This window comes from Roseibium aestuarii (assembly GCF_008477545.1).
Taxonomy (GTDB): Bacteria; Pseudomonadota; Alphaproteobacteria; order Rhizobiales; family Stappiaceae; genus Roseibium; species Roseibium aestuarii.
Genome location: NZ_VORA01000002.1, coordinates 539,016 through 555,429 on the forward strand (window position 1 = coordinate 539,016; position 16,414 = coordinate 555,429).

General features: G+C 63.7%; 10 protein-coding genes. 4 read left to right on the top strand and 6 right to left on the bottom strand.

The window, feature by feature from the left end:
• Positions 1–49: 49 nt before the first annotated feature.
• Positions 50–1,231, top strand: a complete 1,182-nt coding sequence (locus FR728_RS11010; protein WP_149892711.1) for an amidohydrolase — start codon at positions 50–52, stop codon at positions 1,229–1,231.
• Between the two features lie 31 nt (positions 1,232–1,262).
• Here FR728_RS11010 and FR728_RS11015 read toward each other — a convergent pair whose 3' ends face one another.
• The 4 genes from FR728_RS11015 to FR728_RS11030 all read right to left on the bottom strand — a co-directional run bounded on the left by FR728_RS11015 (position 1,263) and on the right by FR728_RS11030 (position 8,379).
• Positions 1,263–2,516 (bottom strand): DUF930 domain-containing protein, encoded by a 1,254-nt coding sequence (locus FR728_RS11015; RefSeq protein ID WP_188318878.1) that lies wholly within the window; start codon positions 2,514–2,516, stop codon positions 1,263–1,265.
• Positions 2,517–3,090: 574 nt separating this feature from the next.
• Complete coding sequence (gene rpoD / locus FR728_RS11020) at positions 3,091–5,085, bottom strand: RNA polymerase sigma factor RpoD (RefSeq protein ID WP_149892713.1); 1,995 nt, start codon at positions 5,083–5,085, stop codon at positions 3,091–3,093.
• 471 nt (positions 5,086–5,556) lie between these two features.
• The gene (gene dnaG / locus FR728_RS11025; RefSeq protein WP_149892714.1) at positions 5,557–7,641 is read right to left on the bottom strand and encodes a DNA primase; all 2,085 of its coding nucleotides are present in this window, start codon (positions 7,639–7,641) and stop codon (positions 5,557–5,559) included.
• 234 nt (positions 7,642–7,875) lie between these two features.
• Complete coding sequence (locus tag FR728_RS11030) at positions 7,876–8,379, bottom strand: GatB/YqeY domain-containing protein (RefSeq protein ID WP_149892715.1); 504 nt, start codon at positions 8,377–8,379, stop codon at positions 7,876–7,878.
• Between the two features lie 242 nt (positions 8,380–8,621).
• Here FR728_RS11030 and carA point away from each other — a divergent pair, with 242 nt between their 5' ends.
• The gene (gene carA, locus FR728_RS11035; protein ID WP_149892716.1) at positions 8,622–9,806 is read left to right on the top strand and encodes a glutamine-hydrolyzing carbamoyl-phosphate synthase small subunit; all 1,185 of its coding nucleotides are present in this window, start codon (positions 8,622–8,624) and stop codon (positions 9,804–9,806) included.
• Between the two features lie 216 nt (positions 9,807–10,022).
• Here carA and FR728_RS11040 read toward each other — a convergent pair whose 3' ends face one another.
• On the bottom strand, positions 10,023–10,463 hold the full coding sequence (locus FR728_RS11040; RefSeq protein WP_208998771.1) for a MerR family transcriptional regulator: 441 nt from the start codon (positions 10,461–10,463) through the stop codon (positions 10,023–10,025).
• Positions 10,464–11,174: 711 nt separating this feature from the next.
• Positions 11,175–12,257 carry a helix-turn-helix transcriptional regulator gene (locus tag FR728_RS11045; RefSeq protein WP_149892717.1) on the bottom strand — a complete coding sequence of 361 codons (1,083 nt, stop codon included), beginning with the start codon at positions 12,255–12,257 and terminating at the stop codon, positions 11,175–11,177.
• 313 nt (positions 12,258–12,570) lie between these two features.
• Here FR728_RS11045 and FR728_RS11050 point away from each other — a divergent pair, with 313 nt between their 5' ends.
• Positions 12,571–12,849 (top strand): helix-turn-helix domain-containing protein, encoded by a 279-nt coding sequence (locus FR728_RS11050; protein WP_244304550.1) that lies wholly within the window; start codon positions 12,571–12,573, stop codon positions 12,847–12,849.
• Between the two features lie 200 nt (positions 12,850–13,049).
• On the top strand, positions 13,050–16,412 hold the full coding sequence (carB, locus tag FR728_RS11055; RefSeq protein ID WP_149892718.1) for a carbamoyl-phosphate synthase large subunit: 3,363 nt from the start codon (positions 13,050–13,052) through the stop codon (positions 16,410–16,412).
• Positions 16,413–16,414: the final 2 nt, after the last annotated feature.

A 16,414-nucleotide genomic window follows, 5' to 3' on the forward strand; every position in this document is an offset into this window, starting at 1 on the left:
CAAGCGTCGTAGGCCGGTGGCAGCACGATCCTCTCAGGACCCATCCGACATGACCGCCCAGACGCCTTCCGCACCGACCTCGCCCGTCACCCCGCCCCCGCTGACGGACGGCCTGCTGGAACTGCGTCACGCCCTGCACCGGCACCCGGAGGTTTCCGGAGAGGAACAGGCGACCGCTGAGCGCATCCGCACCTGGCTTGCACCCCTGTCTCCCGATCAGATGCTGACGGATCTGGGCGGACACGGACTGGTCGCCGTCTTCGAGGCACCCGCCCCCGGCCCCATGCTCCTCCTGCGCTGCGAGCTGGATGCCCTGCCGATCCACGAGACCTCCGGCGCCGCCCACGCCTCACGGATCCCCGGCAAGGGGCACCTCTGCGGCCACGACGGCCATATGACGATCCTTTGCGCCGTGGCGGAAGAACTCGCCCGCCAACGTCCGGCACGCGGAAAGGTGGCGCTGCTGTTCCAGCCTGCCGAAGAGGACGGATCCGGCGCGGCCCGGGTGATCGAGGAGGCGGCCTTCCGCGCTCTTGCGCCCGACATGGCGCTCTCCCTTCACAACATGCCCGGATTGCCGATCGGCACGGCCGCCCTCAAGGCCGGTCCGGTCAATTGCGCGTCGCGAGGACTGAAGATCACCTTCTCCGGCCGCACCGCCCATGCCTCGCAGCCCGAAACAGGTACATCCCCCATGCCGGCCATGTCCGCGCTCATGCCAGCGCTCAGCGCCCTGTCGCGCGGCACCCAGGCCAATGCGGATTTCCGGCTGGTGACCGTGACCCACGCCCGGCTAGGGGAAGAAGCCTTCGGCATTGCGCCGGGGGAAGGTGCGGTCTGGGTGACCCTGCGCACCCTGACCGACTACCACATGGCAGCACTTTGCGAGGATGCGGAGGCACTCGCCCGCCGCCTGGCTGCGGAACACGGGCTGGGGGTCAGCTTCTCCACCCACGATGTCTTCCACCACTGCGAGAATGCCCAAGAGGCAACCGACGCACTGGCGAGCGCCCTCGACCGGCAGGGCGTGACCTGGGGCGACACCGGCCTGCCCTGGCGGCCATCCGAGGACTTCGGCCGCTACCGGGCCCTGTGCCCGGCCGCCATGCTGTTTCTCGGCGCGGGAGAAGCCTGCCCGGCGCTGCACAATCCCGACTACGACTTCCCCGACGCACTCATCCCACTGGGCGCGGGCATCTTCCTTCAGGCCATCCGCGACCAGCTCGGCTGATCGAAAGCGGCCGCCGGAGCCTCCCGGAGCCTCAGAAGCTCGGCAGACCGCGCTCGGCCCACTGGGCGGGCCGGATCGGCGGCCCGACCCGGAAGGAGAAGGCCTGGACCTTGCGGATCTCGTCGTCGGCCTCGCAGCGGAAGGCAAGGTCATACCAGACCCCGCGCGAGCGATAGGCCGCCTGCGCCGGCTCCAGAAACGTGCCGCCCGAAGGCCGGAAGCTCGGCAGCATCTCCGGCGGGCGACCGGGATCGAAAGACCGAAGCTGGGCATCCAGCTCCGTCATGCAGAGAAGGTTGAGACGCTGCGCCGGCCCCATGCCCCGCATCGCCGTCTGGCTGCGGGTATCCCCGAGGATCTGGTTGGAGAACAGCTCCCGCGCCCGGGCGAGCGGCGGAACCCCCGCAGGGTCGGAGGTGCGCCCCCCCGCCCGAGAGGCCTCCCTGGTGGCCGTGGGCTGGTTCTGCCGGGCAGGTCGCTCGGAAGGTGCCGGCTTCTGCGTCGGTCGTGCCCGCGACAACCGCACCTCCAGGTCGCCTTGCCCCGGCAAGGGGTCTGGCTCCAGCGTGCTCTCCGGATCTGCCCCACTCGAGAGGGCCTCGTCGCTCGCCGCTTGCTCGTCGGGGCTGAGTGCTGCCACCTCGACCGGCTCGGTCGGCGTTTCAGGCTCCGGATCGGCAACGGCCTCTGGCGAAACGGGTTGGGAGACGGTCGGCTCGGCTTCTTCGGCCTTTTCCGCTTCAGCTTCAGCCACCTCGGAAGCAGTCTCGTCGCTGTCCTCGCTCGCCGCAGCTTCGGCCGTCTGCGCCGCGTTCAGATTGGAAGCGTCCGGCGGGGTATCCGCCGCGCCGGTCGAATCCTCCGGTGCCGTTCCCTTGGCCAGCTCCGGACCCGCCTGATCCTCGTCGCCAAAGGCAAAGACCGGCTGCAACACCGGAGCCTGCTCTGCTGGATGGACTGGCGGCGGTTCGACGGCGGGCTGCGTCTCCGGTTCGGGCGGCGGCGGGGTCTGTTCGGCCTGCTCCTGGCGCGCAGGTTCCGGCTCGGGCACCTCCTCCGCCTTCTCCTCGGGTGCGGGGGGCTCGGCCTTCTGAGGTTCGGCGGTAGGGTCCTGAGCAGGAGGCGGCACGAGAGCCACCTCGATCGACGGCAGTGTCGGCGGTTGCTCGAAGGTCTCTGTCTTCTGCTCGACCAGCACGAGCCCCACCACGGCATGCAGCACCAGAGACACGACCAGAGCAATGGAAAACAGGCTGGAAGGCAGTCTGACGCCGTGCGCATGCACAGGCACAGACTCATGGACCGGCAGGACGGGGCGCTCGGCACTCAGGTCGATTGGGGGATGAGATATCTCTTCCTCTGAGGACAAGACGACCGGCCTTCCACTTGCAAGTCTCTTCATGGCGCCCGCCACTTCGCGATCACGGGCCATCGTTCAATGGATTTCGACCAGTCGAAACCTGATGCGCGGGGACACGCTCTCGTCTCGTCCCGTGAAGCAGAGCCGACCTAAGCCATGAAACTAAGGCAGGATTCAGGTTGGGCGCAAAGAGCACCACCCTCCCGTCTCTCCCACCTCGCCGTCCCGGCCTTGCGCCGGGACCCGAGGCTCCGAGTGAGGTCTCGGATCAAGTCCGGGTTGGCGACGTGCAAAACCTTACCATCGTCACCCCGGACGAAGCGTTCGCGGAGATCCGGGGCCGGTGAGTCGAATGCCTGTCTAAAAACCCATGAGCTCTCCGATCCCGGATCTCCCACGGTCGTCCGGGATGACAACCAAAAAAAACCCAGAAATCAAAAAGACAGCAAAAAACCCGGCGTTTCCGCCGGGTTCTTCAACTCTAGACACGTCAGTCAGCTCAGCTGTCGAGGAACGACCGCAGCTTGCGCGAGCGGCTCGGGTGCTTGAGCTTGCGGAGCGCCTTGGCCTCGATCTGACGGATACGTTCGCGGGTCACGGAGAACTGCTGACCCACCTCTTCCAGGGTGTGGTCGGTGTTCATGCCGATGCCGAAACGCATGCGCAGGACGCGCTCCTCGCGCGGCGTGAGCGAGGCGAGAACGCGGGTCGTGGTCTCGCGCAGGTTCGACTGGATCGCCGCATCGATGGGCAGAACCGCGTTCTTGTCCTCGATGAAGTCGCCCAGGTGGCTGTCTTCCTCGTCCCCGATCGGGGTTTCGAGCGAGATCGGCTCCTTGGCGATCTTCAGGACCTTGCGGACCTTTTCCAGCGGCATCTGCAGCTTTTCGGCCAGCTCTTCCGGGGTCGGCTCGCGGCCGATCTCGTGCAGCATCTGGCGCGAGGTGCGCACGATCTTGTTGATCGTCTCGATCATGTGCACCGGAATACGGATCGTGCGAGCCTGGTCGGCGATCGACCGGGTGATCGCCTGACGGATCCACCAGGTGGCATAGGTCGAGAACTTGTAGCCGCGGCGGTACTCGAACTTGTCCACGGCCTTCATCAGACCGATGTTGCCTTCCTGGATCAGATCCAGGAACTGCAGGCCACGGTTCGTGTATTTCTTGGCGATGGAGATCACGAGACGCAGGTTGGCCTCGACCATCTCCTTCTTAGCGATGCGGGCTTCGCGCTCGCCCTTCTGCACCATGGCGACGATGCGGCGGAACTCGATAATTTCCAGACCGGTCTCGGTCGCCAGCGTCTGGATTTCCTGACGCAGCTCGCGAATGTTGTCCTTCTCGGTGGCGACGAAGTTCTTCCACCCGCGGGTGGAAAGGTTCGCCACTTTCCGCAGCCAGTTCGGATCCAGCTCCGAGCCCTGATACTGCTTCAGGAAGTCGGTGCGGTCGACCTTGTAGCTGTCGGCAAGACGCAGCAGACGGCCTTCATAGCCCATCAGGCGCTTGTTGATGTCATAGAGCTGGGCAACCAGCGCGTCGATGCGGTTCTGGTTGAGCGACAGGCTCTTCACATCAAGGACGATGTCGTCCTTCAGCTTCTTGTAGCGGCGCTCCTGCGAGGGCGTCAGCGTCTTGTTGGCGAGCTTGTTCTCGACCAGCTGATCCTGCAACTTGCGCAGCTTCTTGTAGTTTTCGGCGATGTTGTCGAAGGTCTCGAGAACCTGCGGCTTCAGCTCGGCTTCCATGGCCGACAGGGACACGTTGGACTCGAACTCGTCGTCCTCGTCCTCGTCGCTTTCCTCGCCTTCGGTCTGCTCGTCGCCGTTCTCGGACTTGGCCTGGGGGAACCCGCCCTCCTCGGCATCCTCGTCGTCGTCATTGTCGCCCGTCGGGCCGTTCTTGGCGTCCGGGCCGGCATATGTCGCCTCGAGGTCGATGATGTCGCGCAGGAGAACCTGGGCTTCATTCAGCTCGTCGCGCCAGATGATGATGGCCTGGAAGGTCAGCGGGCTTTCGCACAGACCGGCGATCATCGCCTCGCGGCCAGCCTCGATACGCTTGGCGATGGCAATTTCGCCTTCGCGCGACAGCAGCTCGACCGATCCCATTTCGCGCAGATACATGCGCACGGGGTCGTCGGTCCGATCCGTCGGCTCCTTGGCGGTGCCACTCTTGGCCAGGGACGTGCTGCTCGCCGGGGCCAGTTCGCCACCGTCGATCTCCTCGGCCGGAGCCTCGTCAACCTCGTCGGAATCGATCACGTTGATGCCCATGTCGGACAGCATCGCCATGATGTCTTCGATCTTTTCCGAAGACACCTGTTCAGACGGCAAGACCTCGTTGAGTTCGTCATAGGTGACGTACCCACGCTTCTTGGCCGTCTTGATCATCCGCTTGACGGCTGCATCCGACAGATCCAGAAGCGGACCATCGGGATTGTCCGCCGAATTGTCCTGGTTCTCGTCTGCCTGCGTCGCCTTAGATACCATATTCTGCTCCAACTCGCGGCCCGCTCCGCCGCGTGAAAACCCAGATGATCCTCAACCCGGTGGGTCCGCCAGCGCGCATGCATCCGGTGTTGCGCAGGCTTCGCGAACCCCTACCCGAAATTCGGGTCATTGCCTCGGGTTGTAGATCGTGTCCCTTAAGTCCCGATTAACCGTGAAAAAAATTTCTGAATCCCGATCAGAGGATCCAAAATTTCGCACAGGTAGCCGACCGCTCCGAGGCAAGGCCCCGCACGGATGATTTCAGATGGGTCTGCAGCCTCGTCAAGACTTCTCGCCGGGGCCTCAAGGGGCCGTTCCGCGGCATGTGTGCTGCAAGTTCCTATGTAGCTCGCCTTTCCGGATTCGCAAGGGCGATTCGGGTCGGGTCAATCAGAAAGCGGCAAAAACTTTGCCATATTGGTAAATTTGCCGGCCAAACAGCCCCATTTTCGCTCCCGTTCGAGGCACTGCTCAGAACGGCACCCCATCGTCTGCGGCATAATCGGGCTCGTAGCCCCCCTCATCCCAGCCCGGTCCGCCCGGATGCGCCAGCTGAGGTACGGCAGGCCCCTGCGGACGCGAGGAGGTCGCAGCCACCAGAGGGGCCGATCCCGTGGCGCGCTGGCGCAGCTTCTTCGCCCGCTCGGCCAGCTCCCCGTCCTCGCGGGCACATTCCTCGCGTCGGCGGCTCAGATCCTGAGACAGCCCCTGGATTCGCATCCAGCTCCCCTCGTCCAGCGCCGTTTCTGCCGCCTTCATCTCCTCGTCGAGCACCTGTTCCAGCCGCTTCAGCTCCAGCACATCGAGGAAATGCAAGAAGACCGCCTCGACGAAATCCTCCGGCGGCTCGTCCTTCAGCAGCGGGAAGCGCTGGACAAGTGCCGAGAAACTTCCCGGACGCCCGCGTCCGTTGTCCTCGCCCACCGCATCATTCACTTCCGCCAGAAGATGCAGCAACTCCTCGTCGAACTCCCGCGTTGCCTCCTCGGCGCTGAGCGCCTGGGACGGATCGGCCATGCGGCACAGCACGTCGCGGAACCGCCCATGCAGCGCATCGGAGAAGCGGATCGACGCCACCCGCTCCAGATGATGGTCGATCAGATGCGGGTATTTCAGACACAAGCCGCAGACCATCCGCTCCATGCCGTGATGCGGCCCGTCCGGCGCGCTGACGCGCCCGCCCCGGGCCGGCACCGCGCCGGTCTGGAACCCCGGCTTGCCGCCACCGGGAAAGCCTCCACGTCCGTCCGAGCCGCGCTGCGCCCGCGCCGCCTGGAAGAACAGGTTCGACAGCTTGAACTTGATGTCCAGCTGATAGCCCCGCTTGACCAGCGGATCCCGGATTCCCTCGGTCAGCTCGGCGAAGCGCTTTTCCAGCGCGGCCTTCCGCTCCGGCGTGTCCAGCCGGGCCACGGAAATCTCCCGCTCCCACACAGCATCGAAGAGCGACTGGGCGCGTCCCAGCTCCGCCTCGAAGCCCGCAAGACCGCTCTGCTTGACCAGATCGTCCGGATCCATCCCGTCGGGAAGGAAGCAGAACTGGAACGAATGCCCGCTCGTCAACACCGGCAGGATCCGGTCAATCGCCCGGTGCGCCGCGGACACCCCGGCCGCGTCCCCGTCGAAACAGACGACCGGTTCGGGCGCGAACTTCCACAGACGCAGGATCTGGTCTTCCGTGAAAGCCGTGCCGAGACTGGCGACCACTTCGTGCAGGCCCGCCTGATAGAGCGCAATGGCGTCCAGATAGCCTTCGACCACCACGGCCCGGCCACTCTTGTAGGCCGGTCCGCGGGCGCGATGGGCGTTGAACAGCATGATGCCCTTGTGGAAGAGCGGCGTTTCCGGCGAATTGAGATACTTGGGCTGGCCATCGGGCAGCAGCGTGCGCCCGCCAAAGGCCACCACCCGCCCCCGGTCGTCCTGGATCGGGATCATCAGACGCCCGCGGAACCGGTCGTAGCAGGGACGGCCGTCTTCGGGACGGATCGCCAGACCGGCTTCGACGATCATCGCCTCCGGCACGTCCCGCTCCAGCAGGTGACGCTTCAGGGCATCCCGGCTGTCGGGCGCAAAGCCGAAGCGGAATTCGGAGAGGGTCTGGGGCGAGAAGCCGCGCCGGGCCACATAGGCCCGCGCCTCTGCTCCGCGCGGACCGGCCAGCTCGGACTGGAAGAACCGCACCGCCATCTCGCAGACATCGACCAGACTTGCCCGCTTCTGCTCCCGGCGCGCCGCCTGCGGATCGGGCGCAGGCAGGGCCACGCCCGCCTGCTCGGCCAGGCGCTCGACGGTCTCGGGAAAGCTCAGGCCTTCCGTTTCCATGACAAAGCGGAAGTGATCCCCCGACGCCCCGCAGCCGAAACAGTGATAGCGGTTGCGCCGGTCATCGACGTGGAAACTCGGGCTCTTTTCCTGGTGGAACGGACAGCAGGCCCAGAAGTCCCCCTTGCCCGGTTGCGTCTTGCGCCGGTCCCACGTCACCTTGCGGGCAACCAGATCCGACAGGTTCAGCCGGTTGCGAATGTCGTCGAGAAGGCGATTGTCAAAACGCATGCTTGGGTCTCGGCGGCGGGCGCCGCGTCATGTTCGGGTGTCAGGATCCGGAATAGCGCCCATGAACCCCTTCGGGCGCTCGCCCGTCAAGGAGTTTGACACACCAGTCATCTGGTGCAATCGGCAGGAGGCACAAGGGCACATCGCCGACACGCGCGCTGTCCGGCCGCACCCTCTGGCCCAAGGGCGTCACGAAGGCAAGAGCGTTTGCGACAGGATCTGAGGATTGCGGCCTTACTGGCCGGCGGCAGGCTGTGCCCCCTCGCCGCTGTCCGCGGCACGATTTCCCTCGCGCAGCAGGTCCTTCACCATGCAGGAGGCCTTCACGAAATCCATCTGACCCGGATAGCGCTGCTTGAGCGCGGCCATGCAGCGGCCGATATCGCGCAAGCCATGGGCATCCAGTTCCTCGACCGCCTGGGCGCACAGCGCCTGCATCACGTCCCCCTCGATCTGGTGCGGGAGGAATTCGCGGATGATGGCACTTTCACGCCGTTCCTGTTCGGCGAGATCCAGCTGACCCATTTCCTCGAATTCGCGCGCGGAAACGTCACGCTGGCGGACCATGGTCTGAAGCATTTCGAGGATATCCTCGTCTTCAACGCCGTCCCCGCCCTGGGAGCGGGCAACCACGTCCCGGTCGCGAATGGCAGCCTGGATCAGCCGCAAGGTCGACAGGCGACACTTGTCCGCCTGGGTTTGCGCCTGCTTGAGCGCCGTATTCAATGTATCGCGCATCACTCTTTCCCCGCCCGGCCCGACGCCGCAATTTTAGTGCGCAAACACGCGCACGACAACCCGCCGACCTTCAAGTGATTGGATTTACAAGGCTATTTTTCAGCGCCCAAATGTTGACGTCCCGCCCAGCATCCCCTAAAGTCCGGCGCTTAATGCAGACGGCATTCTTGGACGGGCTCACACCCGCGCGCTCTCGCCTCCCTGCAGCGCATGATGTCACCAACAAATACCGGAAACAAGAGATGACGACTGCTGACGCATGGTCCGTGAAACCAGCGACCGCCCTGCTTGTGCTCGCCGATGGCAGCGTGATTGAAGGGGAAGGCCTCGGCGCCATTGGCGAAGCGGTCGGAGAAGTCTGCTTCAACACCGCGATCACCGGCTATCAGGAAATCCTGACCGATCCGTCCTATTCGGGTCAGATCATCACCTTCACCTTCCCGCATATCGGCAACGTCGGCGCCAATGACGAGGACGTGGAAACCGTGGACATGGCCGCCGAAACCGGCGTGCTCGGCTGCGTCCTGCGCGCCAGCATCACCGATCCGGCCAACTACCGTTCCGCGACCCATCTGGACGTCTGGCTCAAGGCCCGCGGCCTCATCGGCATTTCCGGTGTCGATACCCGCGCCCTGACCAAGCTGATCCGCGAAAAGGGCATGCCCCACGCCGTGATCGCCCACAACCCGGACGGCGTCTTCGACATCGAAGCGCTCAAGGCCAAGGCTGCTGCCTGGGCGGGTCTGGAAGGGCTCGATCTCGCCAAGGACGTGACCACGAAGGAAACCCACGGCTGGACCGAGACCCCCTGGGTCTGGAACGCCGGCTATGGTGCTGCCGACAAGGCCGAGTTCAATGTGGTCGCCCTCGACTTCGGCGTGAAGCGCAACATCCTGCGCCTTTTGTCCGATGCGGGCTGCAAGGTCACCGTGATGCCCGCCAGCGCAAGCGCCGACGACATCCTCGCCCAGAGGCCGGACGGGGTGTTCCTGTCCAACGGCCCGGGCGATCCGGCAGCCACCGGTGAATATGCTGCCAAGACCATCCGCAAGGTGGTCGACGCTGGCATTCCGACCTTCGGCATCTGCCTCGGCCACCAGATGCTGGCGCTGGCCCTTGGCGCGAAGACCGTAAAGATGCATCAGGGCCACCATGGCGCCAACCACCCGGTGCACGACTTCACCACGGGCAAGGTGGAAATCACCTCCATGAACCACGGCTTCGCGGTGGACACGGACACGCTCCCCGAGAATGTGGAAGAAACCCATCGCTCGCTCTTCGACGGCACTAACTGCGGTCTGCGCGTCAAGGACAAGCCGGCCTTCTCCGTGCAGTATCACCCGGAAGCCTCGCCCGGTCCGCGCGACAGCCACTATCTGTTCGAGCGCTTCACCGAACTGATGCGCGAACACAAGGCCCAGGCCTGACAGGCATTGCGGGCATGAAAGCGAGGCGTTTCGGCGCCTCGCCTTGCGACGACCGCAAGGCCGCAGCCACGAGACGAAAAAAGGCCCGGCACCTTAGGAGGTGGCCGGGCCATTTCTTTTGCGACACGATCGCCGAACAGCGTCCGGGACAGACCGGTCGGAGCCCCCTCCGCCGACGGAGCGATAGGGACGCTCCGCCGTCAGAAGGATTGATCATCAGGCAGCCAGAAGCTTGTCCAGGTTGATCAGCAGGGAGTCCACTTCAGTCACCTGCTCGTCCAGCAGCGCCTTCTGCTCGTGCAGGAGCTTCTGCTGACCTTCGCAGATCTGCTTCAGTTCCTGGAACTGCTCGGCGCGCGGCTTTTCGCCCTCGACAAGCGCGATCACGCGACGGATTTCCACGAGGGTCAGACCGATCTTCTTGGCCTGCAGGATGATCCGCATGCGCGAAACTTCAGCAGGACCATAGAAACGGCGCGCACCACGACGGATCGGCGTCAGCAGGCCCTTCTCTTCATAGAAGCGAAGAGCGCGCAGCGTCACGTCGAAAAGCTCCGACATTTCGGAGATGGAAAGAACCTGACCCTCAGCCGGGGTATCAATCACCGGACCGGCGATATCAGGCACGACCACCATGTTGGTTGCGATAGAGTTCATTTGTTTGCCCGAGTTTTTTTGGTTTGATCACGCTCAGACCGTGCCGCTCATCCCTCCTGGACTTGAGGCCCACCCCCTCGCATCCAGGTCCCACCGGGAACTCGCTTGTCCTCGCGTCTCACCGGGAGGTGAGAAACGCAACGACAGCCACGGCCTTCACGTAGGGTTCAATATGCCATCACTTGGGAAGCCTTTGGTTCTCAATTGACGCCAAATTTTGTTCATTTGGTTCGAAATCATGATTTTCGACCAAATAAACCAATATTTTCCGCTTTCGATCATAACCATTTGGCATAGATACATGACGAAATAGCAATGACGGAAAATCGCAGACACACTCGCAATGCCAGAAATATGAATTATCAATAATTTTATAAAGAAAGATATTGGACCGCGCGCAGCTCGGAACAGAAAGTCCCGCTCGACGACTTTGCGCCGTTAAGATTAAAAATCGCATTATACTGACGATTTAGACAGATTCAACAATGTATCCAATCACGAGGAAAGCACCTGCGAGAGAGCTGACAGAAGGGAGCCTCCCTAACGCCCTGAAGATCCATTGGCACACCCGGAAAACCTGTCAGCGACCGCCTCCACCTGCCACAGCGGCAGCAGGATCATCGCCTCTGTGATCACGCCCGCCAGCTCCCCCGGAACGGGAGAGGCGAATCGAGCCCTCGCCCGATGGAGCCGGCTGCCCCGCGCTTCAGCTTACCCTGCGGCTCCCGCCTGAGTGTGGCGCCAGCGCTTCGGCGGCACCCCGTACCAGCGCTTTGCCGCGCGCGTGAAATTGCCGACCGCCGAGAACCCCAGCCGATAGGCGATTTCGGAGATCGGCACGGTCGTGTTGCGCAGCAACTCGCTCGCCAGTTCCCGGCGCATTCGGTCATAGAGGTCCTGGAAGGTCGCGCTCTTTTCCGCCAGCTTTCGCTGCAGCACGCGCGGAGACATGCCGAGTTCCCGGGCCGCGACCTCGAGATTGAGATCCACGTCATCAATCCGCGCCAGGATGACATCGCTGACCTGAGAGACGAAATCCTTGTGTTCCTGCAGATCGGCAAAGCGGCGCGCGCAAAGCTCGACCAGCGCATCATAGAGCATGGGGTCGGCGGCACCGTTCCGGCGCAGCATCGCGGGCGTGGAAAACACCAGCCGGTTGCTCCGCGCCTCGAACTGCACCGGAGCGCCGAGGATGCTGCCATAATAGCCCCGCACCTTCGGCTGACGCCGCGCCAGCTCGACCCGCACCGGCGCACAGCCCGAACGGCCGAATTCCTCACGGAAGCAGGACGAGAATTCTGCGGCCAGTCCATCGCTCAGATGTTCGGGACGCACGAGCAGCGGCGAGAAGGACCAGACCAGAGAGACCTCGTCGCCCTCCTGCTCGACTTCGCAGCGGCGGGTGTCGATGGCAATCGACAGGAAGCGGGCGATCATCTGAAGGGCTTCAAGCGGCGTGGGTGCGTAGCGCGCGGCAAGCCCGATTAGCCGTTCGCGGCTGACAGGCCGTCGGGTGCACCAGTTGAGGCCGAGACAGGGATCATCGACGCGTACGGAAAGCTCATCGAGCAGGTGCCCGAAGTCCACCTGGGAGACATATTGGCCGCCCCACTGGGACGGAGCGCCGAAGCTCAATCCCAGCTCGTTGATCACCTGCAGGAGATCATGCCCGAGGTCCCTCGCATAGGTATCAAGCGAGACAAGAACGCCGCCGTGAATGCGCGCACTCGCATAGTTCGGGTTACAACCCCGACTTCCCTCGATACGAGAAAGCTCTTGATACCTCGGCAACATGACCGTCAATACGCCATTAAAACCAGTAGCTTGGGACCACAGATCCACGCAACTTCATCTACACTTACCCCCCTTAACCTGAAAAGCAAAGTTAGATTTTACGTCCCGATAACCAAAACGCAGGACATGGTTATCAACGCAGCGGGATGGCGACCGGCGTGAACCCGAATAATATAGTCATTTTTGACAATGTTTCGAAATAGTGCGCTGGAGCAATTTCACCAGCCTCTCCGCCTCCCCTTGATCCCGGCGGCCTCCTGCCGTCAAACTCCGGCAAAAGGGGCATGCGCCCTCCCAGACGGACACGCCACAGATGACCTCCGCACCCGACTTCACAATGACCTCGGACCAGTTCCGCCAGTGGCGCAAGCGGCTGGGCCTCAAGCAGAAGGATGCGGCCGAGCTTCTGGGGCTGAAGCGACGGATGATCCAGTATTATGAAAGGGGGCGACGGGATGGAAAGGCCCTGGAGATCCCGCGGTCGATTCGCCTTGCCTGCTTTGCCCTCGACCAGGGTGTGCGCGACTTCGACGGTCAGTCCACACTGCAGCTCGAAACGGTGGAAAGCGGCGCCTCGAACCCTGGGAGCTGAGGAGTTCGGGTGAAAGCCTTGCCCCGAATCCGGAATTTTCGCCGACCGCGCCCTGCAAAAGGAAAAATAAGCGCCTCTTCGGGGTTCCTTCCCGGCCAGAGTTTGCCTATAAGACGCGCTCAGCCAACAGTGTCATTCACTTAAAGAAACGCGCCGAACCAGCAGGGGGCCCTGCGAGGTGACGGCGACTGCGAGCCTCTATGCCCAAACGCACAGACATCTCCTCCATTCTCATCATCGGCGCCGGTCCCATCGTGATCGGCCAGGCCTGTGAGTTCGACTATTCCGGCACCCAGGCGTGCAAGGCGCTGCGCGAGGAAGGCTACCGCATCATTCTGGTGAACTCGAACCCGGCGACGATCATGACCGATCCGGACCTGGCCGACGCCACCTACATCGAGCCGATCACGCCGGAAATCGTTGCCAAGATCATCGAGAAGGAACGTCCCGACGCCCTGCTCCCGACCATGGGTGGCCAGACGGCGCTGAACTGCGCCCTCGCCCTGGAAGAGATGGGTGTGCTCGAGGAATTCGGCGTCGAGATGATCGGCGCCCGCGCCGACGTCATCGACAAGGCGGAAGACCGCGAGAAGTTCCGCAAGGCCATGGACAAGATCGGCCTGGAAAATCCGCGTGCCGCCATCGCCTCCTCGCCCGCCATCCGCAACGAACAGGGCAAGATCACCGGTTACGACCGCAATGTCGGCTACATGGAAGCCATGAAGGCGCTGGACGACATCGGTCTGCCCGCCATCATCCGCCCCGCCTTCACCCTGGGCGGCACCGGCGGCGGCGTGGCCTACAACCGGGAAGAATACGAAACCATCATCCGCTCCGGCATCGATGCCTCTCCCGTGGGCCAGGTTCTCATCGACGAGAGCCTGCTCGGCTGGAAGGAGTATGAGATGGAAGTGGTCCGCGACAAGGCGGACAACTGCATCATCATCTGCTCCATCGAGAACGTCGATCCGATGGGCGTTCACACCGGGGATTCCATCACTGTCGCGCCGGCCCTGACGCTGACCGACAAGGAATACCAGATCATGCGGGACGCCTCGATCGCCGTCCTGCGCGAGATCGGCGTGGAAACCGGTGGCTCGAACGTCCAGTTCGCCGTCGACCCCAAGTCCGGCCGCCTCGTGGTCATCGAGATGAACCCGCGCGTGTCCCGCTCGTCGGCTCTCGCGTCCAAGGCCACCGGCTTCCCGATCGCCAAGATCGCAGCCAAGCTGGCCATCGGCTACACACTGGACGAGCTGGAAAACGACATCACCGGCGGCGCAACGCCGGCGTCCTTCGAGCCGTCGATCGACTATGTGGTCACCAAGATCCCGCGCTTCGCCTTCGAGAAGTTCCCGGGCTCCGAGCCGGTTCTCACCACCGCCATGAAGTCGGTCGGTGAAGTCATGGCCATCGGCCGCACCTTCTCCGAAAGCCTGCAGAAGGCCCTGCGCGGTCTGGAAACCGGCCTGTCCGGCTTCGACGAGGTCGAGATCCCCGGCCTTGGTCAGGGCGACGACGCCAACGCGATCCGCGCGGCCGTCGCCACCCCGACCCCGACCCGCCTGCTGAACGTGGCCCAGGCCATGCGTCTCGGCACCAGCGTCGAGGACATCGAACAGGCCTCCGGCATCAATCCGTGGTTCCTTCACGCGATTGCCGAGATCGTCGCAATGGAAGAAAAGGTCCGCACCCACGGCCTGCCGACCAACGCAACGGCCCTGCGCCAGCTGAAGGCCCTCGGCTTCTCTGACAGCCGTCTTGCTGCCCTGACCGGCAAGGACGCGGACGACGTCGCCAAGCTGCGCGCCTCCTTCGACGTGCACCCGGTCTACAAGCGCATCGACACCTGCGCGGCCGAGTTCGCCTCGCCGACCGCCTACATGTACTCGACCTACGAAGCTCCCTTCCTGGGCCAACCGGATTGCGAATCCAATCCGTCCGACGCCAAGAAGGTCGTCATCCTCGGCGGCGGTCCGAACCGCATCGGCCAGGGGATCGAGTTCGACTATTGCTGCTGTCATGCGGCCTTTGCCCTGGAAGACGCCGGGTATGAGACCATCATGATCAACTGCAACCCGGAAACGGTCTCCACCGACTACGACACCTCCGACCGTCTCTATTTCGAGCCGCTCACCGCCGAGGACGTGCTGGAGATCATCCGCAAGGAACAGCAGAACGGCACCCTGCACGGCGTGATCGTGCAGTTCGGCGGCCAGACCCCGCTGAAGCTCGCCCAGGCCCTCGTCAAGGCGGACGTGCCGATCCTCGGCACCTCCCCGGACATGATCGACCTGGCCGAAGACCGTGACCGGTTCCAGAAGCTGCTGGTCCGCAAGGGCCTCAAGCAGCCGGAAAACGGCATCGCCTACTCCGTCGAGCAGGGCCGCCTGATCGCCGGCCAGCTGGGCCTGCCGCTCGTCGTGCGCCCGTCCTACGTGCTGGGCGGCCGGGCCATGCAGATCATCCGGGACGAGGAAGCCCTCAACTCCTACCTGCTCGGCACCCTGCCGGAGCTGGTACCCGGCGACATCCGCGCCAAGTACCCGAACGACAAGACCGGCCAGATCAACACCCTGCTCGGCACCAACCCGCTCCTCTTCGACCGCTATCTGGAAAACGCGACCGAAGTGGACGTGGATGCGCTGTGCGACGGCAAGGATGTCTTCGTCTGCGGCATCATGGAGCACATCGAGGAAGCCGGCATTCACTCCGGTGACAGCGCCTGCTCCCTGCCGCCCTTCTCGCTCTCCGTCGAGATGATCGCGGAGCTGAAGCGCCAGACGGAAGTGCTCGCCCGCGCCCTCGAGGTCGGCGGCCTGATGAACGTGCAGTTCGCCATCAAGGACGGCGAGATCTACGTGCTTGAAGTCAACCCGCGCGCCTCGCGCACGGTGCCCTTCGTCGCCAAGACCATCGGCGAGCCGATCGCCAAGATCGCCAGCCGCGTCATGGCCGGCGAGAGCCTGGCCTCCTTCGGCCTGACCGAGAAGAAGCTGAACCACATCGCGGTTAAGGAAGCGGTCTTCCCGTTTGCCCGCTTCCCCGGCGTGGACACCATTCTCGGCCCGGAAATGCGCTCCACCGGCGAGGTCATGGGCCTCGACGCCGCCTTCCCGATTGCCTTTGCCAAGTCGCAGATCGCCTCGGGCACCGTGGTTCCGGAAAGCGGCACGGTCTTCGTGTCCATGCGCGATCAGGACAAGGCTGGCGTGGTCGAAGCGGTCCGTTCCCTGGAACAGGCCGGCTTCAAGATCATCGCCACCGGCGGCACCCAGACCTATCTTGCGGAAAAGGGCATCAACTGCACCCGTATCAACAAGGTTCTGGAAGGGCGTCCGCACATCGTCGACGTGATCAAGAATGGCGAGGTTGCGCTGGTGTTCAACACCACGGAAGGCGCACAGGCCATGTCGGACAGCCGTTCGATGCGCCGCGCCGCCCTCTTGCAAAAGGTTCCGTATTATACGACGCTCGCAGGATCGGTAGCCGCCGCCAAGGGGATCGTAGGCTACAAGTCCGGGTCCCTTGAAGTGAAGCCTTTGCAATCTTACTTCGGCTAAGG

What these genes read in the sequence shown, in the direction of transcription:
- FR728_RS11010 (WP_149892711.1), top strand. Translation starts at nt 50, where the DNA reads ATGACCGCCCAGACGCCTTCCGCACCGACCTCGCCCGTCACCCCGCCC.
- rpoD (WP_149892713.1), bottom strand. Translation starts at nt 5,085, where the DNA reads ATGGTATCTAAGGCGACGCAGGCAGACGAGAACCAGGACAATTCGGCG.
- dnaG (WP_149892714.1), bottom strand. Translation starts at nt 7,641, where the DNA reads ATGCGTTTTGACAATCGCCTTCTCGACGACATTCGCAACCGGCTGAAC.
- FR728_RS11030 (WP_149892715.1), bottom strand. Translation starts at nt 8,379, where the DNA reads ATGCGCGATACATTGAATACGGCGCTCAAGCAGGCGCAAACCCAGGCG.
- carA (WP_149892716.1), top strand. Translation starts at nt 8,622, where the DNA reads ATGACGACTGCTGACGCATGGTCCGTGAAACCAGCGACCGCCCTGCTT.
- FR728_RS11040 (WP_208998771.1), bottom strand. Translation starts at nt 10,463, where the DNA reads ATGAACTCTATCGCAACCAACATGGTGGTCGTGCCTGATATCGCCGGT.
- FR728_RS11045 (WP_149892717.1), bottom strand. Translation starts at nt 12,257, where the DNA reads ATGTTGCCGAGGTATCAAGAGCTTTCTCGTATCGAGGGAAGTCGGGGT.
- FR728_RS11050 (WP_244304550.1), top strand. Translation starts at nt 12,571, where the DNA reads ATGACCTCCGCACCCGACTTCACAATGACCTCGGACCAGTTCCGCCAG.
- carB (WP_149892718.1), top strand. Translation starts at nt 13,050, where the DNA reads ATGCCCAAACGCACAGACATCTCCTCCATTCTCATCATCGGCGCCGGT.